Below are 21,173 nucleotides of genomic sequence, written 5' to 3'. Positions count from 1 at the left end.
CCGGAGCGTCGCCGGGTCGTGGCGCCTCTGCCCGCCGGGCTCGTCTGTCGGTGTTCCGAACCCGGGCTCCTCTGTCGGCGTTCCGGGCCGGGTGCGCGGGCCGGGTGCGCGGGCCGGGTCTGGGTACCGGGTGCCCCTGGGGGTCGTCCGGCGACCCCGCCTCCTCGTCCCGTTTCCCCCGTCTCGTTCCGCTTGCGGCCCGTAGCGGCGATCCGGAGTGCCATGGAACGACATGTGCGCCGAACTGACGCCTCTTCACCGGCGGTTCACCGGTCACGCACGGCGACCGCACGTACCGGCCTGGGTGACCGCGTGTCCCAATTGGCCCCTACTGTCCGGGAAACTGCATGTCACGCGGCTACAAATCTCGCCGGAACCGCTTGGAATCACAGTCGCCGCTCTATTAACGTTCCATAACGCAGCGCGGTCGTCACCGCCGTCACGAGAGACGGCTCCGTGCGCCGTCGCCGAATCCTGAAAGTGCACCATCCCGAGCCACAACTCGATATCGCTGCACCAAAGGAACCGGGGAACCACCCCCTGCCACTCACAAGGCGGGGATGGGGTGAATCGACAAGTTCCGCCCACGGGCGGGCAGTTCGTAGGAGACCTTCCTGCTCCGAACCCGTCAGCTAACCCGGTAGGCGAGAAGGAAGGAAAGGAGAACGCCCCCGTGGCGTCCAACAGGCATGCCCCCGAGGGCACGTACGACCCGTATCTCGACGACGAAGAGTCCGGCAGATCCGGCGACTACGGCTCCTCATCCGGCGACGACGGCGCGTACCACCGGCAGTTCGGCTCCTCGTACGACCGTTACGACGACTACGCCTCGAAGCTGACCGAGGTGTACGAGACGCAAGGTCACGAGGGCGGGCCCCACGGGTACGACACCGTCCCCGGACACGAAGCGCCTTACGCCACGCATGAGTTCGGCACGCAGGAGTTCGCCACCGGCGGGTTCGGCACGCAGGAGTTCGCTGCTCACGAGTTCGGCACCCACGAATTCGGCGTCCAGGAGCACGACTTCGGGACGTCCGAGTACGGCAAGTACGAGTTCGGACCCGACTCCGTGCCGCCCGTACCCGACGCCTTCGGCCCGGACTCCCCCTCCTACGAGGAGTGGAACCCGACCGAGGACTCCGTACGCCCCGTACGCGGACGCCACAAGCTCGCCAAGCAGCGCGGCGGCAGCATGGCCCGCAGCGGCGCGGTGCTCGGCGTCGGCATGATCGCGGCAGTCGGCGCCGGCGGCATGGCCACCGCGCAGGAGAAGCCGTCGACGGCCATCTCCATGCCGGATGTCGCAGCGGCCGCCGACAAGGCCAAGGACCTTCCCGGCGTCAAGCTGCTGTCGGGCGGCTCCGAGGAGACAGTCGCAGGTCAGCCCCTCACACAGGCGGCGCTGACCGAGAGCGACACCCAGGCCGGCCGTACGGACGCGGGCGAGGCACTGCGCTCCCGCATCCTCCAGCAGGCCCAGCAGCAGCAGAACGCCGCCGAAGCCTCGGCACGCGAAGCAGCCGTCGACAAGGCGGCCGACGCGGCACGGGCGAAGGCGGCCAAGGCGGAGAGGAAGCAGGACGCCGCCGAGCGGGCGAAGGCCGAGGAAGCCCGCCTCGCCAAGCTCGCAAAGAGCTTCAAGCTTCCCGTCTCCGGTTACCAACTCACTTCCCAGTTCGGCGAGTCCGGCGGTCTGTGGGTCAACGGCCACACCGGCACGGACTTCGCGGCCTCCTCCGGCACGCCGATCAGGGCCATCCACTCCGGCACGGTCAAGGAGGCAGGCTGGGCGGGATCGTACGGCTACCGGACGATCCTGAAACTGGACGACGGAACCGAACTCTGGTTCTGCCACCAGTCGTCGATGAACGTCTCCGCGGGCCAGAAGGTCCGTACGGGCGAACTCATCGGCCGCGTCGGCTCCACCGGGAACGTCACAGGCGCCCATCTGCACCTGGAGGTCCACCCCGGCGGCGGCGACGCGATCGACCCGGCGGCGTGGCTGCGGGGCAAGGGCCTCTCGCTCTGACGCCGGCGGCGAACCGGAGGCCGGGCCCGCACAGTTGAGCCCGGCCGCCGTAAGGCTTCGCACAAGCGGCACCGCCTGCGACGACGGCATCACGGATTCCGGCGGCAGGAGTTCCGTATCCGCGGAGTCCCGCGTCCGCGGTCCGGTGCTCGGCGGCTCACACCCGAGCACAGGCCCCGCGACGATCCGCAACCGCACCCGTACGCAAGCCGGTTCGCGTACCCGCAGCGGCGCATCCGCCCCTCCCCGGGCGTCGCCGCATCTCACATCTGCACATTCGTACTGCCGACGCGATGACCTGTCGCGCCGCCGCCGCCTCGCACCGTCGGGGTGCCTGGAACACGCGCAACTCACCCATGCCCCTCGGCGCACACAAAGGAGGGGACGAGGCGGCGGCGGACGGGGGCCCTCTCCATGCGGGCCGCCCCTTGCGGGCTGTGCCCCGTGCGGGCCCGCCCCGTCCGGGCTTCCACGTACGTACTCCACTCACGGACCCGCGTACGGCCGCGTCGCCCGGCACCCGATGCCCCGGCGGCCCTGGTGGACCACCCCCCGACACCAGGGCCGTCGGCCTCCGTGCCTGCCGGGACGCGCACACGGGCGCTACGGTCGGCACATGTCTGAGTACGACTCCCCTGACGCGACCGGCGAATCGCCCGACGTGGCGAGCGGCGGCGGCCTCGCCTCCCGCCGCCCTCTCGGCCGGCTGTCCGTATCCCCGCTGTGCCTCGGCGGCAACGTCTTCGGCTGGACCGCCGACGAGACCTCCTCCTTCGACGTGCTGAACGCCTACACCGCGGCCGGCGGCAACTTCATCGACACCGCCGACGTCTACTCCGGCGCCCGGTTCGGCGTTCCCGGCGGCATGGACTCCGAGACCGTCATCGGCAACTGGACCGCGGCACGCGGCAATCGGGACGACCTCGTCATCGCCACCAAGGTCGGCGCGCACCCCGAGCGCAAGGGCCTCACAGCCGCCAACATCAAGGCGGCGGCCGACGATTCGCTGCGCCGCCTGCGAACCGACCGGATCGACCTCTACTACACGCACTTCGACGACGAGTCCGTCGACGTCTCGGAGATCATCGGCGCCCTCGACGACCTCGTAAAGGCCGGAAAGGTCCGCGAGATCGGCGCGTCCAACATCTCCCCGGAACGCCTCGAAGCCTCCCTCGCCTACAGCACCGACGGCGGCACCGGCACCGGCACGGCCCGCTACGCCGCGCTCCAGCCGCACTACAACCTGGTCTCCCGCGACACCTACGAGGGCCCGCTGGCGGAGGTCGCCGACCGGCACGGGCTGGCGGTGATGCCGTACTTCGCGCTGGCGATGGGGTTCCTGGCGGGCAAGTACCGCCCGGACGGGGCCGGTCCGGGGGGCACGGCCGGGGGTCCGGCGGGCGCGGCGGCCCAAAGCCCCCGTGCCGAACGGGCGTCGAAGTACCTGGAGACGGAACGCGGCCGACGCGTGCTCACCGCCCTCGACCAGCTCTCCGCCTCCCGCGGCGTCCACCACGCCACAATCGCCCTGGCCTGGCTCCTCACCCGCCCCACGGTCACATCCCCCATCGCCAGCGCCCGCTCCCTGGAACAGCTCACACCGCTACTGGCCCTCGCGGACTTCGAGTTGAGCCCGGAGGAGGCGAAGCTGCTGACGGACGCGTCGGCGTAGGGTGCGGGCACCGCTCGGCCGCGGCGGCCGAAGGGGCCGTACGCGACCGGATCAGGACCGCTGCGGCTGCCCGTACGCGTGTGCCACCCGCAGCCGTACGACGAGACGCCGGTCGGCGACCATCGCCGACCGGTACTCGTCCCAGTCGGGATGCTCGCCCTGGATCGCCCGGAAGACGTCGATCAGCTCCTCGACCGTGTCGTCCTGCGGATCGGCGGCGACGGGCGTCAGCTCCGCGTCGCCCTCGGCCACCGTCCAGGCCCATCCGTCGTCGCTGCGCACATGGAAGCTGGCACGCGGATCGCGCAGCAGATTACGGGTCTTGGCACGGTCGGCCGTTACGGATACGCGGATGAGGCGACGGGCCGAGTCATAGGTGTAGTTGACGTTCGACAACTGCGGCCGCCCGTCCCTCTTCAGCGTCACCAGCACGCCCAGTTTGTGCTCGCTGAGCAGTGCGAGCAGCTCTTCGTCCACGATCGCGGACCGTCCTCTCGTACCTCTCGTACTGTCCCGGACGCCCCGCATTGTCCCAGACCGCAGTGCCTACGGTCGGCGAACACGCGCCCGCCCGGGACAGTTGCGGCGTTTGCGCCGGGCGCCCACCACAGGCCGACCGTGCGGGGAGGGGCGGCGTCGCACCGGGCGAACACGCTCTCGCCCACGCCGGATGGCGAGCGACGCGCATGACGGCCCCGTATCTTCGTCGGGCCCCGTATCGTCGTCGGGCGCCGACATCCCCGAAGCGCCCGGCCCACAATGACCCTCATGCCGACCCTCGTCGCCTTCCACGCCCACCCCGATGACGAAGTGCTGCTCACCGGCGGCACATTGGCGCGGGCCGCCGCCGAAGGGCATCGGGTCGTGATCGTCGTCGCAACCGACGGGCTCATGGGGGAGGCGCCGGGAGACCAAGAGCCGCCGCGCATGAGGGAGTTGAGGGCTGCCGCGCGGGTGCTCGGGGCGGCGCGGGTGGTGCATCTCGGGTATGCGGACAGTGGGCATGGGGCCGTGCTCTATCCCGATCCGCCGGACAGGACGCGTTTCGTGAGGGCGGAGACCGACGAAGCGGCACGCAGGCTCGCGAACGTGCTGCGTGAAGAGGGCGCCGATCTGCTGCTCAGCTACGACGCCCACGGCGGTTACGGTCACCGGGACCATGTGAAGGTGCACCACGTGGGGAAGCGGGCCGCCGAACTGGCAGGCACGCCACGGGTGTTGGAGGCCACGATGCCAAGAGAGGCGTTCGGGCGGCTGATGAGGCTCGTGAGTGCGCTGCGGATTCCCGTGCGATATGACTCCGAAGCGCTCGGCCGCGTCTACAGCCCCCGCGCGGCGATCACCCACGCGGTCGGCGTACGGCGTTACGCACGGCAGAAGCAGGCCGCTCTCGCCGAGCACCACAGCGAGGTGGCGAAGGGGGCGGGAAGGCTCGCGCCCGCGATGAGGTTGCTGGTGCGGCTGCCGGTGCCGTTGTTCGGGCTCGTACTCGGCCGGGAGTGGTTCGTCGAGGCGGGGCCGGGCCGTTCGCGGCCCGGGCGGGTGCGCTCGTCCACGCCTTCGCCTCCGGCCCCGTAGACGCGTACGCGAGCAGCGCGTGGGCGGGGACGCGTAAGCGAGCAGACGCGTAGGGCGAAGACCTACGGGAGCGAATACGCCCTGGGCGAAGACCGCGAGAGCGCTCCTCAACGGCGCGCGATGCGGCCTCCGTTGGCGGCATACGCATCGGCGGTCGCCCGCTCCGGGACTATGCCCGATACCGGCGGAAGTACCTTGCCCTTGTCGCTGCCCGCGTCCAGGGCCACGCCGCAGGGGCGGCCCGCGGCGGGGATCACGTTGTCGAGGAGCCGCCAGCCGAGCACCTTGCGGTAGTCCCAGCCCTTCTCGCCCTCCTCCTCGACGGTGGCGGGCTGCCGCACGCCGATGGCCGGGTCGCTGCCGCCCTTCGCGAAGCGGGCCAGGGACTTCTCGTCGGAGAAGGCCAAGATCCAGCGGATTCCGCCGAGTTCGGCGGAGCAGATGGCGCCCTGGTCGTCGAAGGGCACGAGTACGGCGCGATGGCGGAAGCCGTCGAGGAAGGCCGTGAACTCCGGTGCGGCGGCGGCCACTTCCTTGCGTACCTGCTCCTCGGCAGCCACCAAGTCGGTCAGTTGCACTGCTGCCCCCAACCCTCTGCCGCCGTCTGCCGTCACACTCGCCCCAACTGGGGGCATGCTGGCAGCGATACGGGACCCCCGCAAGTATGTGCTAGTCGATGCCCGGTCACACGGAGTGAGGGGCTTGGGCCGCTTTGCGTCCCCGCGCCGAGCCGCGATCCGGCCCTCGTCCCGATCCGTGAGGCGCTGCACGAGCGCTCAGCGGAGCCCGCTCGAACGTCACCCTGCGGGGTACGGCCCAGGCCCGTACGGGGCAGCGGGGCCACCCCAACTCACGGGCGAGCGATAGCGGTTGAGGCTGACCGCCGCCGACGCCGTGGCCGGTCCGGCGACGCCGTGGCGCTGCCAGAGGTGGTGCAGCAGTTCCTGTTCGCGGGCGTGGAAGTCGGGCGCCGGCGAACCGTGGTGTGCGCGGGCCCGCAGCAGCGCCAGCGATGTGGCGAAGTGCTGGTATTCGGCGACGGTACGGGCACCGCTCGCCCCGTGCGTACGGCGTGCGAGCGAACGCGCCATCGCACGCGCCCTCATGGAGGCCAGCCCCCACGGCTCGGGAGCCTCGAACCAGCCGGCGGCAGCGTACGCGGGAAGGGTGTCGCGGACGGTACGCAGCTCCAGCCGCCGTGACCAGATCGCCAGCCAGGTCAGCGTCGCGAAGACCGGGATCATGAAGAGGGCGTAGACGAAGAGGAAGGTGAAGTCCGGCAGGGACGCGGAGCCGTTCCAGATCGAGTGCAGCAGCGAGGCGGTCAGCAGGCCCAGGACGGGGATGAGGACGCGCAGCGTCCGTCCCAGCCGGGGCACCGCGGCGACGATGCCGAAGGCTATGCCCGTGAGCGCCGTGAACAGCGGGTGCGCGAACGGCGCCACGATGATGCGGATGAAGAACGTCATGGCCGTGACCGACTCGTGCAGGGCCTCGGGGCCGAGGAGTTGGTCCTCGCCGAAGGCGGTGCCGAGGTAGAGCACGTTCTCGGTGAAGGCGAAGCCGGTGGCGGTGATCCCGGCGAGGGCGATGCCGGAGACGACGCCGTTGAAGTGGCGCCTGCGGAAGAGGAACAGCAGAAGTATCGCGGCGCCCTTGGCGGTCTCCTCCACGACGGGCGCGATGACGGTGGAACCCAGCACGTCCGCACGGGGAGCCTCGGCGCCGGCGAAGGAGGTCACAAGCCATGTCGTGGCAAGGCTGTTGGTGAGGAGGGCCACGAGCGTCGCCGCGAACGCGCCCCACGCGAAGGCGAAGAGATGGTTGCGCCACGGCGTCGGCTCGACGCCGTCGATCCAGCGGAACGCCGATATCAGCAGCGGCACGGGCAGCACGGCCAGGCCGACCCCGACGAGCAGTCCGACGGTCCCGGTCTGCTCCCGTACGAGCCCGAGGATGATCAGGCCGCAGAGCGCGAGCAGGGTGACGACCGTCAGGGCGCGGAGCGTGCGGCGGTGCCGGTGCCACCAGGAGGGTGCGGAGGGCGGGCGGTAGCGCCACTCCTCGGGGGACGCGGGCATCGCGGGGAACTGGGGCTGCTGCGCCCAGGCCGGTACGGGGTGGGTGTGGGAATGCGGATGCGGCGATCGGGGTGGGGCGAACGGGGCGTGCGTCTCGTGCGGCTGGGTGCGGGGCGGAGTGTGCGGCTGGGTCGGCGGCGCGTGCGTAGGACCGTTCACCGTGGGCGGGCCCGGAGCCGGGGCCTGCTGGTGCGGGAGGCGGGCGCCCGCTGCGGACGGACCGTCGGGATTCGGGCCCGTCGCGCCCGGCCCGCCCTGCTCCAGGCTCGTACCGTCCCGTGCCGTCGTGGGCGTATCCGTACCCGCTGCGTCACACCCCTCCGCGGAGGGCCGGTCGGCGTGCGGCGGCGCATCGTGTGCGCCGGAAGGTTCGTCGTCCACCACTCGACAGTAACGAGGCAGGCGGCGGCCCGGAGCGGAGTGCTTCGGATTGACGGAGGGCCGCCGCGGACAGGGCCATGAGCAGCGATCTTGCCGGGCCTTATTCACCCGTTTGGAGTGATTTGCCAATGAATGTTCTGGTACGGAGGTGCACTCGACGTCTTACGGGGTTTGCCTGGAATTGGAGCGATACGCCATTGGGAGTAGGAGGCACTTCATGATCTCCCAGGAGCAGATCCCCGCAGTGGTCGACCACATGATCTACGACCCCGACGGCAAGAAGATCGGCGAAGCCCGTCACGTCTTCCTCGACGAACGCACGGGTGAGCCGGAGTGGGCCACGGTCCGGACGGGACTCTTCGGCACTCAGGAGACGTTCGTACCGATCCATGAGGGCCGCGTCGTCGGTGACAACATCGAGGTGCCTTTCCGCAGGACGCAGGTGAAGGACGCGCCTCACATGGACGTCTCGAAGGGCCGCCTCACCGAGCAGCAGGAACGCGAGCTCTACAGCTTCTACGGACTCGCCTGGGACGGCACCGCCGCGCCCGGTGACGAGACCGCGGGAGCGGCCGGTACCCAGCAGGCCCCTGGCGCGGACACGTCCGCGGGCGCGGGCACGGGTGCGGCGGGCGCCGCCGGTGCGGCAGGAACGGCCTCCACCGGTACGCGGGCCTACGAGCGCACGGGCGCCGACACGGGCGCGGGCGCCGGAGCGGGCACCGCCGGGTTCGCGACCGGGCAGGATGCCATGACCCGTTCCGAGGAGCATCTCCGTGTGGGTACGGAGCGCTTCGAGACCGGACGGGCGCGGCTGCTGAAGTACGTAGTCACGGAGGAGGTCGAGCAGACCGTTCCCGTGCGCCACGAAGAGGTGCGCATCGAGCGTGAGCCGATCACCGAGGCCAACCGGGATGACGCCCTGAGCGGACCCGCGATCTCGGAGGACTCCTACGAGGTGGTCCTGCACGACGAGCGGCCGGTCGTGGAGACCGAGGCCGTGCCCGTCGAGCGGATCCGCCTGGTCACCGAGGAACACGTCGACCAGGAGACCGTCCGCGGGACGGTCCGCAAGGAGCGCATCGAGGTCGAGGGAATCGACGACACGTCGTCGTACGGCTACGGCTCCACCGGCACCGGGACCGCGGCCTGACGCGACACGACAGGAACGAACGCCGGCGACCGGGCAACCGGAGGCCGGGGAACGGGAGAACGGGCGGCGAGGGCCAGGCTGCGGCTTGGCCCTCGCCGCCTTGCCGTGCGTCCCGTCCGTACCTCCGGCGCCGGGGCGCAGCAGCGCCGTAGCGCAGCATCGCCGAAACTCGTAGCCCGTAGCTGGTAGCGGTAGTCCGCAGCCCCGTGGCTCCGGGGCTTCAGCGGCGGCGGAAGAGCAGGTCCCGCACCTTGTGGCCCTTGCCCAGGCCCTGGGCCTCGAAGCGGGTGCGCGGCCGGATGGCCGGGCGTGGGGCGAAGCCGCCGTCGAGCTGGGTGTTCTCGTAGGCGGGGTGGCCGGAGAAGACGTCGAGCATCTGCTCGGCGTACGGCTCCCAGTCGGTGGCGCAGTGCACGAGCGCTCCCGAACGGAGCGGGCCCGCCGCGAGATCCAGGAACTCGGGCTGGATGAGGCGGCGCTTGTGGTGCCGCTTCTTGGGCCAGGGGTCGGGGAAATAGATGCGGAGGCCGGAGAGGGACTCGGGTGCGAGCATCTCGCGGAGCAGGATGATCGCGTCGCCGTTGCCCACGCGGATGTTGGTCAGCCCGCGCTCCTCGGCGAGACGGAGCAGATTGCCCTGGCCGGGGGTGTGCACGTCGACGGCGAGGAGGTCGGTGTCCGGGTCGGCTGCGGCCATTTCGGCGGTCGCCTCACCCATTCCGAAGCCGATCTCCAGGACGACGGGGCGGTCTTCGCGCTGCGCGCTTCCCTCCCGTTCGGCGTCCGCTCCGCGCTCGGCGGGCCCTCCGTGATCCGCGGACTCGGCGGGCCCCCTCGGCTCGTCGGCGAACAGCTCGGCGAGGTCGATGCGGTGGCGGCCGTCGATGTCGAAGCCCCAGCGGGGCCAGAGGCGGCGCAGCGCGGCGCGTTGCCCGGCCGTGACGCGGCTGCGGCGGGGCTGGAAGCTGCGAATCCGCCGCTCGTGATGCGAACCGGCCGGGTCCGCCGACGGGCCGCTGCCGTCCGGGAACATGACGGGTTTCTCAGGGGTCTCAGGCTTCTCAGGCACAGTGCTTCCACTGTACGGGCGCAGGGTACGGGTGTGAGCCGGGCTTCAAAGCTTCGTGCGCTGCGGCGCATGCCCGGTGGGCCGGGCCCGATGGCGGCTCGGCGGTGGCCCCGATGGCGGCCCGGCGGTGGCCCCGGTGGTGGTCCGGCGGTGGCCCGGGTGGTGGGAGCCTTGCGGGGCGAGCCTCGTTCCGTGCGCTCCCCGCCGCTTCGCCGCCCGCGGCCGTCGTGTCCAACCGTCCGCCGCCTAGGGCACGTTCACCGCGTCGAGCGCCCGCAGCGCCCGGGTCGCCACCTCGCGGCCGATGGGGAGCGAGGCCGTGGCGGCGGGCGAGGGGGCGTTGAGTACGTGGACCGTGTGCGGGCCCTCGGTGATCAGGAAGTCGTCGACGAGGGTGCCGTCGTGCAGAACGGCCTGCGCCCTTACGCCCGCGGGCGCCGGTACGAGATCGCTCGCGGAGACCTCGGGGAGCAGCCGCTTTACGGCCGTGGTGAAGGCACGCTTGGAGAGCGAGCGGCGCAACTCGCCCACGCCGTACCGCCAGTGCCGGCGGGCCATGCGCCACGCACCGGGGTGTGCGAGGACCGCCGCCAGCTCGCCGGGCCGGAACGTACGCCAGTCGTAACCCTCGAGTGCCAGGGCGGGAACGGCGTTCGGGCCGATGTGGACGCCGCCGTCGATGCCGCGAGTGAGATGCACGCCGAGGAAGGGGAAGGCCGGGTCGGGCACGGGATAGACGAGGCCGCGCACCAACTCCTCACGAGCGGGCGTCAGTTCGTAGTATTCGCCGCGGAACGGGACGATGCGTGCCGCCGGTTCGTCACCGGTCAGTGAGGCGATGCTCGCGCAGTGCAGACCGGCGCAGTTGACCATCGCGCGGGCCCGCAGAACGGAAGAGCGGGACCGCGCCGGACGGTCGCCGGTGTCTGCCACGGTCTCCGTGCCCACTTGGACGGCGACTCCCGTGCCGGGGCGGCGCTGGACGGCGTCGACCCGTGAGCCGTAGCGGATCTCCGCGCCGCCTTCGACGGCGAGCCGCGCCAGGCGCTCCGCGACGGCGGTGAAGTCGCACACCCCCGTCGTGCCGACGTGGATCGCGGCCAGACCGCGCACGTGCGGCTCGCGCTCGGTGATCTGCGCGGGCCCCAACTCCCGTACGGGAATGCCGTGTTGTCTCCCGCGCTGGATCAGGGCGTGCAGCCGGGGCAGCTCCTCGCGCTCGGTCGCGACGATCAGCTTGCCGGTGACTTCGTGCGGGATGCCGTGCTCCGCGCAGAAGCCGACCAGCTCCGCGGCGCCCTCGACGGCGAAGCGCGCCTTGAGCGAGCCCGGGCGGTAGTAGATCCCGCTGTGGATCACTCCGCTGTTCCGCCCGGTCTGGTGGCGGGCGGGGCCGGGCTCCTTCTCCAGCACGACGACGTGGGTGCCCGGCGCGGCACGGATGATCGCATACGCCGTGGACAGCCCGACGATGCCGCCGCCGACGATCACGATGTCGCAGTCGTAACCGGGGCGCGGGCGCGGTCTGCTCATCGAAGTCGTGTCGGCGGGCACGTACTCCATCATGAACCGCACCGCTGACAACCGGCAGCGACGCAGGTCACGCCGCAGGCCCCTTCACCGGCGACGTCACCGGCCTTGTCACCGGCCCCTTCACCCGCAACGTCACCGGTCACGCCGCAGGCCACGACCCGGATCAGGACGGGATTCACGTAAGGCTCACGACGCAGCGCGGACCGCGGTTCACGGGGCAAGCTCACGACCAGGGCGGACCCGTCGTCACGCGGGCGCCGCAAGCAGCGGACGTGCCTGCTCCCGTAGCTCCGCGACGCGCGGCTCGTCCCCGTAAGGCTCCAGCCGGTTCAGCAGATCCCTCACGTACTCGGTGGTGCGTGCCGAGGAGATGCGCCCCGCCACCTCGACCGCGCGGGCTCCCGCCGCGCAGGCCGCGTCGAGGTTGCCCGACTCCAGCTCGGCGACCGCCGATACGACCAGGCGCAGCCCGTGCGAACGCACGAACTCCTCCGTCGGCTTCGACAGCGCCTTCTCGGTGAAGCGGCGCACCTGGCGGGGCGCCTTGAGGTCGCGGTAGCACTCGGCGGCGTCGGCGGCGAGCCGGTCGTAGGAGTAGAAGTCCAGCCAGGAGGGGTCGGCGTCTCCTTCGCGTGCCCGCTCCAGCCAGCTCTCCGCGCCGGAGAGGGCGGCGCCGCACGCGTGCGCGTCGTTGGCCTTGGCGTGCGCGCGGGCCTCTACGAGGCGGAAGAAGCTCATGGTGCGTGCCGTGGCGAGGCCGCGGTTGCGTTCCACGGCGGCCTGTGCGAGGTCGACGCCCTCGTCGGCGAAGCCCCGGTAGGTGGCCTGGAGGGACATCGAGGCCAGTACGTAGCCCCCGAGCGGGACGTCGGCGGCTGCGCGGGCCAGCCGCAGCGCCTGGATGTAGTAGCGCTGTGCCGCCTCCTGCTGACCGGTGTCGAAAGCCATCCAGCCCGCGAGACGGGTGAGTTCGGAGGTGGCGCCGAAGAGGGAGCGGCCGACCTCGTCGGTGTACGCGCCGAGGAGTAAGGGCGCCGCGTCGACTCGCAGGCACTCGGGGACCATCGACGAACGCCAGTCCCCGCCGCCGTACTTGGAGTCCCAGCGGCGCGCCTCGTCGGCTGCCTCGCGCAGCTTCGCCACGTCCGTGTGCCCCACGCGCAGCGGCGAATGCTCCGCGTCGGAGGCGCCGTCGGGGCCGCCCGCGGCATCGGCGGCCCCTACGCCCGGGCCCGTGCCCGCTCCCGATGCGGCGGCGGTCTCCGGATCGCGGGCGACGGAGCTGTCGGCCGGGGTTATCAGCCAGCGGGACGCCGGCGTCGCATACGCGCTGACCGCGAACGACCCGGCGAGCGACTGCCAGATGCCTCCGCCGCCGCGCCGCCCGCCGTGCAGGTCCAGCCGGTAGAGGTCGGTCGCCGCCTTCACCGCCGCGCGTACGTCGCGCGGGAAGGCGAGGCCGACTTCGGGCGCGGGGTCGGCGTCGGCGAGTCCGATCTCGTGCAGCGGCACGGGACGGCCCAGCTTGCTGCCGATCGCCGCAGCGATGAGGTGGGGCGCGGCGCCTTGGGGGACCATGCCCTTGGAGACCCAGCGGGCGACCGACGTCTTGTCGTAGCGGAGCGTCAGACCCCGCTGCGCTCCCAAGTCGTTGACCCTGCGGGCGAGTCCGGCGTTGCTGATTCCTGCGAGGGCGAGGACGGTGCCGAGTTTCTCGTTCGGCCCGCGTGGCTCCCTGGACATGCGCGCACACCCCTGACACACACCGACGGCCGCCCCGCCGGCCGTCGCGAACCGGCGGCGAGGCACCTGCTACCCGCGTGAGATTCGCGGGATGCCTCCCTGGACCTCCGGGCCTGCGCGGCAGACACGGCGCGGGACGCACTGAGGACTTAGCGTAGTTCGCCGCATCCCTACCGTTAAGGGGCGCCGGATGGGATGGCGGGAATCGTGTACGTGCGCAGGGCTGCTCGGGATGTGCTGGAACGGGGCGCGGCCGTGTACAGCCTGTCGCCGGACCGCCCCCTCCGCGGAACTCCGCGAACCGCCGCGAACTCCCTTTCCCGGGGCGGCAGTCGGCCGCCCCGGGCCCCGTCGTGGACCCTCCACGGACGGCCTTCGCCCGGCGGCCGCCCCTCGGCGTGCGGCGGCCGCCGGGGCGGCCCGTCGCATGTGCGGAGCGGCGTCTGTGCTCCATCTGCCGGGTGCCTCACGGGAGTTGGCCGGGCACGCCTGGATGTGTCGGTTCTTGTCCGGTTGTGGGTGCGTCTGCGTCCGGGTTCGTGCCGTCTGCGCCCGGGAGGGCGGGAGCCGCAGCGCGTACGTGCGTCCGTCACGTGCCAACGTGCTTACGGCGCAGGGGAGTCGGCCGAAATGCGTGTGAAGAAATCGTCGGATATCGGTGCCTCCGAGGGCGTCGCCCGTGCTCCGGGTGTGTGGTCGTGCGCCTGCTCATGCGCCTTTGCCGGGTGCCGGGCGGGAGGTTCCATGAGAGGTGCGTGGGTCGGCCCGCTGAACTGGACCAGCGGGCTGGGGGAAACCGCCGCCCCATTCCCCGCGGGCGACGGTCCCGGCCCGGGAAGTTGGAGAAGCCTTCCCGGGCCGGCGGGCCCGCCGGATTCGCTTCACAGACGTTCCGTCCTCGCCCGCTTCTGCTCGGTTGCCGTCGTACGCCGACGAGTCGGCCGCTCGCAGGTCGCGGGCTCCAGGGGTATCGCGGCGGGGTCTGGCGACGGCCTCGCCCCAACTCCCTTACCGCGCCTCGCCCTTCGGCTTCCGGTTCTGCGTGCCCGGCATCGGACGCCGTTCCGTACGGCCGTGACGGGCCCACCGCGCGGCCGTTCAGACATCGTCGCCGTGCTGACGTACGAGCCCCGATGAACACAGGGCGTAGGAATCGGGGACCTCCGAATGACGTTCCGGCGGCTCCCCAACGCCCGGTCGCGCGCACATACTTGGCCGAATAACATCGGTCAGCAGTGCGGTGCCGCTCGCCGAAGCCAGCGGTATATGCCGCAGTATGTACCCTCACGTCCGACCACGGTCCGGCCCCCGCCCGCCGTGGCCCACGGCCCCGTGCGGCCCTCGCCGCCGCTGCCTTGACCATCCCGTAAAGCCGCAGGCCGCGCCCCGCAGGGCAATGACGGGAGCGGACTTGCGCGGGTGCCGCGAAGGGCCACGGGCGCATGCCACGTGCAACCCGCTTTCACAGGCGGCGCGTTGAGGCCAGATATGCGCCCCTTTCACGCCTCTCGTGCACCCGTCTCGTGGCAACATGGCGACAGAGCAGCAGCACAGCAGCACAGCAGCGACTCACGGAAGCAGCACAGCAGCGGCACACAGCAGTCGGGGCCTCCCCGTCGCAGGCGGGGCAACGGCCCCTCCCCGAAGGGAAGGAGAGTCTCCCCGAGGCAGCGAACGACCTCCCCGGCAGGGGAAGGCAGGCTCTCGACGGCGTCACTCAGGCAGCGGAGGCGGGCGGCGATGCGATGGTTGGTGGGATGGAGCAGCGCCGCTCCGGGACGCGGCCGGTATGCCCCGGGCTCGCTCGAACCGGTCGGCGCACAGCTTCTGTGGAGTGACCCCGACCCGCTCTGGGCCGTGGGGGACTGGCGCCCCGACGAGGTCCGCGTCGTGGAGGCCGACGCCGCCAACCGCCTTGCGGTCTTCGGGTGTTGCGGCGCCAGCGACGAAGAGCTGCGGCTGGGCCTCTCCGCGGCGCGCGGCGGCGCGTACCGTCATCTGACCGCCTGGCCCGGGAGTTACACCGCGGTGGCGTGCGTCGGCCGCCGCCTCACCATCGCCGCCGACCTCGCGGGAGCGCGGCCCGTCTTCCACACGCCGTGGGACGGCGGCACCGCCTACGCCACAGCCGCACTGCCCCTCGCCGACCTCACCGAGGCACAGCTCGACATCGGTCACCTCGGCGCGCTGCTCGCCTGCCCCGACGCTCCCGAGGCCCTCGGGGACGGCACCCCCTACGCGGGGGTGCGGCGCGTCCCGCCCGGCCATGCGCTGATCCTCCGCGAGGGGAGCCGTGAGATCACCAGCTACGAGCCCGCCTCGTCGCTCGTCGTCTCCGCACCGCCGCCGGTCGACCCCGAGACGGCCGTCGCACGGGTGCGGGACGCGCTGGTCGAGGCGGTACGGGCCCGGCTCGCGGCGCCACGCCACGCATCCGAGGCGGACCTGGGGTACGGGTCGGGGTACGGGCCGGAACCGTTCCCGGGGGAGCCCTTCCGGGACGACTCCTTCCGGAGCGGACCGCTCGGTGATGAGTCCTTCCGTAGCGAGCCTTACGGCCAACGGGCCTATGGGGAAAGGGCGTTCAGCGACGACGCCTACCCGAGCGGCGCCTACGGCCATGAGGCGTATGTGCACGACACGTACGGACGCGAGACGCACGAGGAGCGCGGAGCGTACGGGGACGGCGGGGCGTACGGAGCCGACGGTGCGTACGGGGACGGCGGCGCGTACGGAGCCGACGGTGCGTACGGGGACGGCGGCGCGTACGAGCGCCGGTCGTATGGCGACGGCTCGGCGTACGGCGGGCCCGGGGCGCGCGGCGATGGACCTGCCTACGGCGACGGATCTGCCTACGGCGCCGGGTCCGCCTACGGCGGGGGGTCCGCGTACGGCGAAGGAGGCGCGCGCCGGGAGGATCGCGGATACCGCTCCGCGTACGGCAACGGCGGTCCCGGCGCAGGCGCCGGCGGCACCTCACGCCGACGCAACGGCCGCGCCGGCCCCGGCATGGACGGCCGCGACCCCGGACCGGTCCCCGGGATGGGCCCCGCGGACAGACGTGCCGCACGCGGCGGCCCCGCCCCCGGCGTCGGCGCCGACCTCTCCGGCGGGCCCGCCTCCGGGACGCTCGCGCTGCTGGCGGCGGGACTTCCGGGGATGCCGGGCACAGTGCACGGCACGCTGGACGGCACGGAAGGGGGCGAGCGCCTGCTCGCCGTCACCTTCAACGACCTTGCCACCAGCGGAGGTTCGGACTCCTCCGCGCTGGCCGAACTCGAACGGGCACGCAGCATCGCGGAGAACCCGCGCCTGCACCACGTGGTCGTCGCCGGAGGCGAAGAGGCCCTGCCCTTCGCGGAGTTGGAGGGGCCGCTCACGGATGAACCCGGCCCGTCCCTGGTCGTCGCGGACAGACACCGCCAGCGGCTGGCCGTCGGCAGCTCCGACCACTTCGTCGGCTACGGCGCACGCCAGGTGCTCGACGCCCACCCCGCCCGCCTCGCCGACCTGCTGATGGACCGGCGCCGACGTCATCTGCTGCGCCCCGTCGCCGCGTTGGCACGTGCGGACGACGTCTCGCCGGGCCGGTCGGTGCTGGTGCCGTGGACGGTCTACCGGGCGGCACGCAAGCTCGCCCGCACCCAGTACCGCGACGGCGTCAACAGCACCGCCGAACGACTGCGCAACGGCGCCTCCGGCAGCGGCACTTCGGGCCGCAACGGAACCGGACGCAATGGAGCCGGACGCAACGGGTCGGGCCGCAACGCGTCCGGACGCAGCGGAGCCGGGCCGGGGCGCGACTTCGACGACGACGCGGCGGGCGGCACCGGTGCCTCGGCGGACGCGGGCACGGGGAAAGGTTTTGCCGATCTCGGTGCCTTCGGCGGCCTCGGCGGTTACGGCAGCGAAGGGGCCGTCGGCTCCTCCGTGGCCGCGCTCACCTGGTGCCGTCCGGGCCCCGCCGCACGCTGGCTCACAGGTGAGGCCCTGGCCGAGGTATCCGCACGCCTGGAGGCCGCCGCAAGACTCCGCCCCACCGTCGAACGCCCCGGCGAACGCCGCGCCCGCGCCGCCCTCGCCCGCCAGGCTTCCGACCACCGAGTGCTCGAACAGGCCGCCGAGATCCGCAACCAGCGCCTCCACGCGCCCTTCTACGACAACCAAGTCGTGCGCGCCTGCCGCGACCTCCCCGAGGCACTACGCGTCAAACCCGGCGCCCGTGCGTCCGTGCTGCGTGCCGTACTCGCCGGTGCCGGCGTGCACGACCTGCCCGCAGGCTGGGGCGCCCCCTCCCACGCGTACCAGGCCGCATCCGTACGCGCGGGCCTGCGCGCCGCCACCGGGGAACTCATCGACCTCTTCGACGCCCCCCTCCTCGCAGACGCGGGACTCATCGAGGCACGAGTCGTACGCAAGGCGATCCGCGCCGCCTCCCAGGGTGAGCCGCTGCCCCTCGACGGCATCGCCGACCTGGTCTCGACGGAGCTGTGGCTACGCCGCCTCATCTCACGCCGCGGCACCTGCTGGACCGGCTCCGCCGCCCCGAGGCAACGCGCCGTCGCCTCGGGCGTCCTCCCCGCCGCCCAGCAACGGCCCGCGCTCTGACGCATGTTGAGTACGGGCCGGGCTGAGCGCGACCGAGAGCGAACCGAGCCGGGCCGGGCCTGGCCTTGGTCGGGTCCGGCGTTGGTCGGGTCCGGTCGGGTCGGCCCTGCCAGAGGAGTGCCTGCCAGAGGCGTGCCTGACCGGTTCGGGCCGGGGCGCTCCGGGGGCAGGGCAGGGGCGGGGCGGTCCGTGGCGGGACCGTCATGAGGTCTGTTCCGTGTTTACTCCTCTGTCATGGCGCTCGTGTCGTGGCGCTCGCTCGTCGCGTTGTTCGGGCGGGCCTGACGTCTGCGGGGACGCGCTACGGGCGTCGCGTTCCTGATGCACCGCCACTCCCGTTATGACCAGGGCTATACCGGCCAGTTCGAGCCACGTGGGTGTCTGGGCGAGCACGACGAAGCCGATCGTGACCGCCGTCGCCGGCAGCAGCGACAGCATCAGCGCGAACGTCGCACGTGGCAGCCGCGACATGGCGAGCTGATCGCAGACGTACGGGATGACCGACGAGCACACCCCCACGCCGAACGCGCTCACCAACAGCAGTGGCGACGTGAACGCCACCGCGGCATCAGTGACGCCCACCGGCGCGACGACTGCCATCGCCACGAGCATCGCCGCACCGAGACGGTCGATGCCGCTCGCACCGCCGTCGGCAGCCAGCCGGTGACCGAGCACCACGTAGAGCACGAACAGGGCACAGTTGCCGAACGCGAAGGCCAGCCCCAGCGGTTCGGCGGACATATGCACGTCCGAGAGCAGCCACACTCCGCCCACGGCCATGAGCAACGCACTCACGTTGCGCTTCGACCGCAGTCCGAACGCCGCGAGCAGCACCGGGCCGAGGAACTCGATAGCACCCACCGTCCCCAACGGCAGCCTGTCGAGGGCGAGATAGAACGAACTGTTCATCACCCCCAGCACCGCCCCCAGGGCCAGCAGCAGCCGCCTCTGCCGCCAGGACGAAGCCGCCCAGACCCTCCACGGCCGACGCCACACGCTGAAGACCACTGCCGCCGAGGCGCAACGGAGCCATGCGACACCCAGCACATCGACATGTGCGAACAGCAGCACCGCGAACGCCGGTCCGAGGTAGTGGAAGACCGCGCTGGTCACGAAGTACGCGGACGGCGGCAACCTGTCGGCGACCCCGGCAGCCCGCCCCGTGGCATCCGCCCGCACATCCTCGGCCTGGCGGCTCACCCCCGGGTGGCGACCCGCGCCCGGCCCTCCGCTCGAAGCAACTGCCCCGGCCCCGGCCCCGGCCCTGGCCCTGGCCCTGGCCCCGTCCCCGGCACCGTCCCCGACGCTCGCAGCCTGACCCGTTCTGTCCGTACGGACCCTGTCGGCACGGAATCGCGGAACATTCACCATGCATGACACGATCGCAAGCGCGAACGCCGGAAACCATGACGAGTATGGAAGCCTGGCGACGCGATCCTTTCATGTTGTTTCGATAGATCACCCCTCAGCTTGGCGATGATGAACATGGATGCTGTGGACAGGGCAGTACTGACCGAGCTGGCCGCCGACCCCCGCCTCCCGACGGCCGAACTGGCCCGCCGCGTCGAGGTGTCGGTGCCCACCGCCCGCGACCGGCTGCGGCGGTTGCAGGAGAGCGGCGTGATCCGCGGCTACCACCTCGACGTGGACCCCGCGGCGCTCGGCTATCCGGTGGCCGCCTTCGTACGCGTAAGGCCCGGCCCAGGGCAGCTACCGAAGATCGCCGAACTTGCGCGGAGCCTCCCTCAGGTCAGCGAGTGCCACCGCATCACCGGCGAGGACTGTTTCCTGATCAAAGTCCATGCGGCAGACGTCGGTTCGTTCGAGGAGACCCTCGACCGCTTTCTGCTGCACGGGCAGACGACGACCTCGATCATCCAGTCCACACCCGTACCGCCACGCACACCCGGGCTGGGCTGAGCCGGACGGCACGGGCAGCACGGGCAGCACGGGAAGCAAGGCCCTACGACGCACCGGTACGGCCACCACTCGACGCAAGGGAACAGAGCGGCGCCATGGTCCTCCCGGCGCCGCCCCTCGGTACGGTCCTGTCCGCGGCCTCTACAGCCGTGGACAGATCACGCCTGCGGTCGCGGGCGCAGCCCTTCCAGGAGTATGTCGAGCAACCGCCGTGACGCCGCCGCCTGTTGTGCCGCGTCCGGCAGCGAGGGCGCCGCCGTGGCTATCACCAGCAGGACGTCGCCGACGGTCACATCGTCGCGCAACTCCCCCGCCTCACGGGTCCGTTGCACCATCTGTCCCACGACGCTCAGCAACTCCGCGCATCCGGAGTCGTCTTCGTGGCCCTCGAAGCCGTCCGCGCCACGTCCGTCCCGCCCCTGAGCGGGCGCCGACGCGGCCGCCGAGCCGTCCTCGACCAGCCGCAGCCCGGAGCGCTCCTGCTGCCCGTACGTAGCCTGTCGCTGCTGCGGCAACCGCGCCGCACCGGTCTCCGTGACGGCCGCGTCGCCGCCCCAGCCGTCCGCGCGGAGTATCCGCGGCGGCAGCAGGCGGCCCGCACCTGAGGCGACGGACGTCCGCAGGAAGCGCGAGAGGGCCGACCACGGCTCCTGCTCCTGCCCCAGCGCCGTGCGCGCCTGCTCGGTGAGGCGGGCCGTCTCCTCGGCGGCTATCCGCCGGACCAGTACGTCCTTGCTCGGGAAGCGCCGGTACACGGTGCCCACACCGACCCGGGCCCGCCGGGCGACGTCCTCCATGGGCGCGCCGTAACCCAGCTCGCCGAAGACCTCGCGGGCAGCCCTCAGTACGTGCTCCAGATTCCGCTGTGCGTCCACCCGCAGTGGAGTCGGACGCGTGGCAGCAACCGCCCCGGCGGTCCTGCCTCGCAGACCGGCGTTGCCCGCCTTGCCCGCGTCTGTGGTCTCTCCGACGGCGCCGATTCCGCTGTCGCCGTCTCCCGCCCCCTGACTCCCGCTGTCCGGAGCCGCCGACATGGCGGCAGCAACGGAAGAAGAGCCGTGAATACCCTGAATGCGCATCAAATTTCCCCCGGTCATCAAGTCTCCCCCCGGAGACCCTCACGCTGTCGCGGCCGGTGGCGTCGGCACCGTTGGTCCTCAAGCACCGCACCCCCGACGACCACGAACATAGTTGAGCACTGGTCAAGAGAGAAGAGGGCAGTCTCGCGGACGTCCGGCGGCCCTCGGCACGGCAGCCTCTCCCGCCTCTCCGCACCCTCTCCCGCGACTCGTGATCTCGCCTCTGACCTGCGCAGACACCGTTGCAACGATTCGGGCGTGAGAAGCGGACGAGCGGTTTCCACCGGACACACAATTCTTTGAGCCTGTGGACAAACACCCGGTGGT

Annotated in this window: 14 protein-coding genes and 1 riboswitch; of the genes, 6 read left to right on the top strand and 8 right to left on the bottom strand. The window is 71.9% G+C overall.

What is annotated here, in order from left to right:
- The first annotated feature begins 499 nt into the window (after nucleotides 1-499).
- Nucleotides 500-662, top strand: a riboswitch (cyclic di-AMP (ydaO/yuaA leader).
- A gap of 407 nt (nucleotides 663-1,069) precedes the next feature.
- Nucleotides 1,070-2,029, top strand: coding sequence for a M23 family metallopeptidase (locus MMA15_RS12415; RefSeq protein ID WP_241063163.1), 960 nt, complete (start codon nucleotides 1,070-1,072; stop codon nucleotides 2,027-2,029).
- A gap of 616 nt (nucleotides 2,030-2,645) precedes the next feature.
- Nucleotides 2,646-3,701 carry an aldo/keto reductase gene (locus MMA15_RS12410; protein WP_241059373.1) on the top strand — a complete coding sequence of 352 codons (1,056 nt, stop codon included), beginning with the start codon at nucleotides 2,646-2,648 and terminating at the stop codon, nucleotides 3,699-3,701.
- A 51-nt stretch (nucleotides 3,702-3,752) separates the two neighbouring features.
- Here MMA15_RS12410 and MMA15_RS12405 read toward each other — a convergent pair whose 3' ends face one another.
- Nucleotides 3,753-4,229 carry a PPOX class F420-dependent oxidoreductase gene (locus MMA15_RS12405; protein WP_241059371.1) on the bottom strand — a complete coding sequence of 159 codons (477 nt, stop codon included), beginning with the start codon at nucleotides 4,227-4,229 and terminating at the stop codon, nucleotides 3,753-3,755.
- A gap of 240 nt (nucleotides 4,230-4,469) precedes the next feature.
- Here MMA15_RS12405 and MMA15_RS12400 point away from each other — a divergent pair, with 240 nt between their 5' ends.
- The gene (locus MMA15_RS12400) at nucleotides 4,470-5,279 is read left to right on the top strand and encodes a PIG-L deacetylase family protein (protein WP_241059369.1); all 810 of its coding nucleotides are present in this window, start codon (nucleotides 4,470-4,472) and stop codon (nucleotides 5,277-5,279) included.
- Between the two features lie 107 nt (nucleotides 5,280-5,386).
- Here MMA15_RS12400 and MMA15_RS12395 read toward each other — a convergent pair whose 3' ends face one another.
- Together MMA15_RS12395 and MMA15_RS12390 are read right to left on the bottom strand one after the other, a co-directional pair.
- Nucleotides 5,387-5,857 (bottom strand): hypothetical protein, encoded by a 471-nt coding sequence (locus MMA15_RS12395; protein WP_241059368.1) that lies wholly within the window; start codon nucleotides 5,855-5,857, stop codon nucleotides 5,387-5,389.
- Between the two features lie 219 nt (nucleotides 5,858-6,076).
- The gene (locus tag MMA15_RS12390; RefSeq protein ID WP_241059366.1) at nucleotides 6,077-7,741 is read right to left on the bottom strand and encodes a PrsW family intramembrane metalloprotease; all 1,665 of its coding nucleotides are present in this window, start codon (nucleotides 7,739-7,741) and stop codon (nucleotides 6,077-6,079) included.
- A gap of 217 nt (nucleotides 7,742-7,958) precedes the next feature.
- On the opposite strand from MMA15_RS12390, the gene MMA15_RS12385 reads away from it, so the two are divergent.
- A complete protein-coding gene (locus MMA15_RS12385; RefSeq protein ID WP_241059364.1) occupies nucleotides 7,959-8,894 on the top strand; it encodes a PRC and DUF2382 domain-containing protein in 936 nt (311 codons plus the stop codon).
- Between the two features lie 220 nt (nucleotides 8,895-9,114).
- Here the strand turns inward: MMA15_RS12385 and trmB are convergent, their stop codons facing one another.
- From trmB to MMA15_RS12370, 3 genes are all read right to left on the bottom strand, one after another.
- On the bottom strand, nucleotides 9,115-9,927 hold the full coding sequence (gene trmB, locus MMA15_RS12380; RefSeq protein WP_241063162.1) for a tRNA (guanosine(46)-N7)-methyltransferase TrmB: 813 nt from the start codon (nucleotides 9,925-9,927) through the stop codon (nucleotides 9,115-9,117).
- A gap of 282 nt (nucleotides 9,928-10,209) precedes the next feature.
- The gene (lhgD, locus tag MMA15_RS12375; protein WP_372498340.1) at nucleotides 10,210-11,526 is read right to left on the bottom strand and encodes an L-2-hydroxyglutarate dehydrogenase; all 1,317 of its coding nucleotides are present in this window, start codon (nucleotides 11,524-11,526) and stop codon (nucleotides 10,210-10,212) included.
- A 216-nt stretch (nucleotides 11,527-11,742) separates the two neighbouring features.
- Nucleotides 11,743-13,239 (bottom strand): NsdA family TPR-like regulatory protein, encoded by a 1,497-nt coding sequence (locus tag MMA15_RS12370; RefSeq protein ID WP_241059363.1) that lies wholly within the window; start codon nucleotides 13,237-13,239, stop codon nucleotides 11,743-11,745.
- 1,740 nt (nucleotides 13,240-14,979) lie between these two features.
- Between MMA15_RS12370 and MMA15_RS12365 the strand changes: the two genes are divergently transcribed.
- Nucleotides 14,980-17,847 (top strand): macrolactam cyclase family protein, encoded by a 2,868-nt coding sequence (locus MMA15_RS12365; RefSeq protein ID WP_241059361.1) that lies wholly within the window; start codon nucleotides 14,980-14,982, stop codon nucleotides 17,845-17,847.
- 201 nt (nucleotides 17,848-18,048) lie between these two features.
- On the opposite strand, the gene MMA15_RS12360 is transcribed toward MMA15_RS12365, so the two are convergent.
- A complete protein-coding gene (locus tag MMA15_RS12360; RefSeq protein ID WP_241059359.1) occupies nucleotides 18,049-19,047 on the bottom strand; it encodes an EamA family transporter in 999 nt (332 codons plus the stop codon).
- A gap of 285 nt (nucleotides 19,048-19,332) precedes the next feature.
- Between MMA15_RS12360 and MMA15_RS12355 the strand changes: the two genes are divergently transcribed.
- The gene (locus MMA15_RS12355) at nucleotides 19,333-19,767 is read left to right on the top strand and encodes an Lrp/AsnC family transcriptional regulator (protein WP_241063160.1); all 435 of its coding nucleotides are present in this window, start codon (nucleotides 19,333-19,335) and stop codon (nucleotides 19,765-19,767) included.
- Between the two features lie 158 nt (nucleotides 19,768-19,925).
- Here the strand turns inward: MMA15_RS12355 and MMA15_RS12350 are convergent, their stop codons facing one another.
- Nucleotides 19,926-20,846 carry a TetR/AcrR family transcriptional regulator gene (locus MMA15_RS12350; RefSeq protein WP_241059357.1) on the bottom strand — a complete coding sequence of 307 codons (921 nt, stop codon included), beginning with the start codon at nucleotides 20,844-20,846 and terminating at the stop codon, nucleotides 19,926-19,928.
- Nucleotides 20,847-21,173 lie beyond the last annotated feature (327 nt).

Origin of the sequence: Streptomyces marispadix (assembly GCF_022524345.1) — a bacterium.
Taxonomy (GTDB): Bacteria; Actinomycetota; Actinomycetes; order Streptomycetales; family Streptomycetaceae; genus Streptomyces; species Streptomyces marispadix.
Note: the sequence above shows the minus strand (reverse complement) of the source record. Positions and strands in the feature narration are given on the sequence as shown.

What these genes read in the sequence shown, in the direction of transcription:
- MMA15_RS12410 (WP_241059373.1), top strand. Translation starts at nt 2,646, where the DNA reads ATGTCTGAGTACGACTCCCCTGACGCGACCGGCGAATCGCCCGACGTG.
- MMA15_RS12405 (WP_241059371.1), bottom strand. Translation starts at nt 4,229, where the DNA reads ATGCGGGGCGTCCGGGACAGTACGAGAGGTACGAGAGGACGGTCCGCG.
- MMA15_RS12400 (WP_241059369.1), top strand. Translation starts at nt 4,470, where the DNA reads ATGCCGACCCTCGTCGCCTTCCACGCCCACCCCGATGACGAAGTGCTG.
- MMA15_RS12385 (WP_241059364.1), top strand. Translation starts at nt 7,959, where the DNA reads ATGATCTCCCAGGAGCAGATCCCCGCAGTGGTCGACCACATGATCTAC.
- trmB (WP_241063162.1), bottom strand. Translation starts at nt 9,927, where the DNA reads ATGTTCCCGGACGGCAGCGGCCCGTCGGCGGACCCGGCCGGTTCGCAT.
- lhgD (WP_372498340.1), bottom strand. Translation starts at nt 11,526, where the DNA reads ATGGAGTACGTGCCCGCCGACACGACTTCGATGAGCAGACCGCGCCCG.
- MMA15_RS12370 (WP_241059363.1), bottom strand. Translation starts at nt 13,239, where the DNA reads ATGTCCAGGGAGCCACGCGGGCCGAACGAGAAACTCGGCACCGTCCTC.
- MMA15_RS12365 (WP_241059361.1), top strand. Translation starts at nt 14,980, where the DNA reads ATGCGATGGTTGGTGGGATGGAGCAGCGCCGCTCCGGGACGCGGCCGG.
- MMA15_RS12355 (WP_241063160.1), top strand. Translation starts at nt 19,333, where the DNA reads ATGGATGCTGTGGACAGGGCAGTACTGACCGAGCTGGCCGCCGACCCC.
- MMA15_RS12350 (WP_241059357.1), bottom strand. Translation starts at nt 20,846, where the DNA reads ATGCGCATTCAGGGTATTCACGGCTCTTCTTCCGTTGCTGCCGCCATG.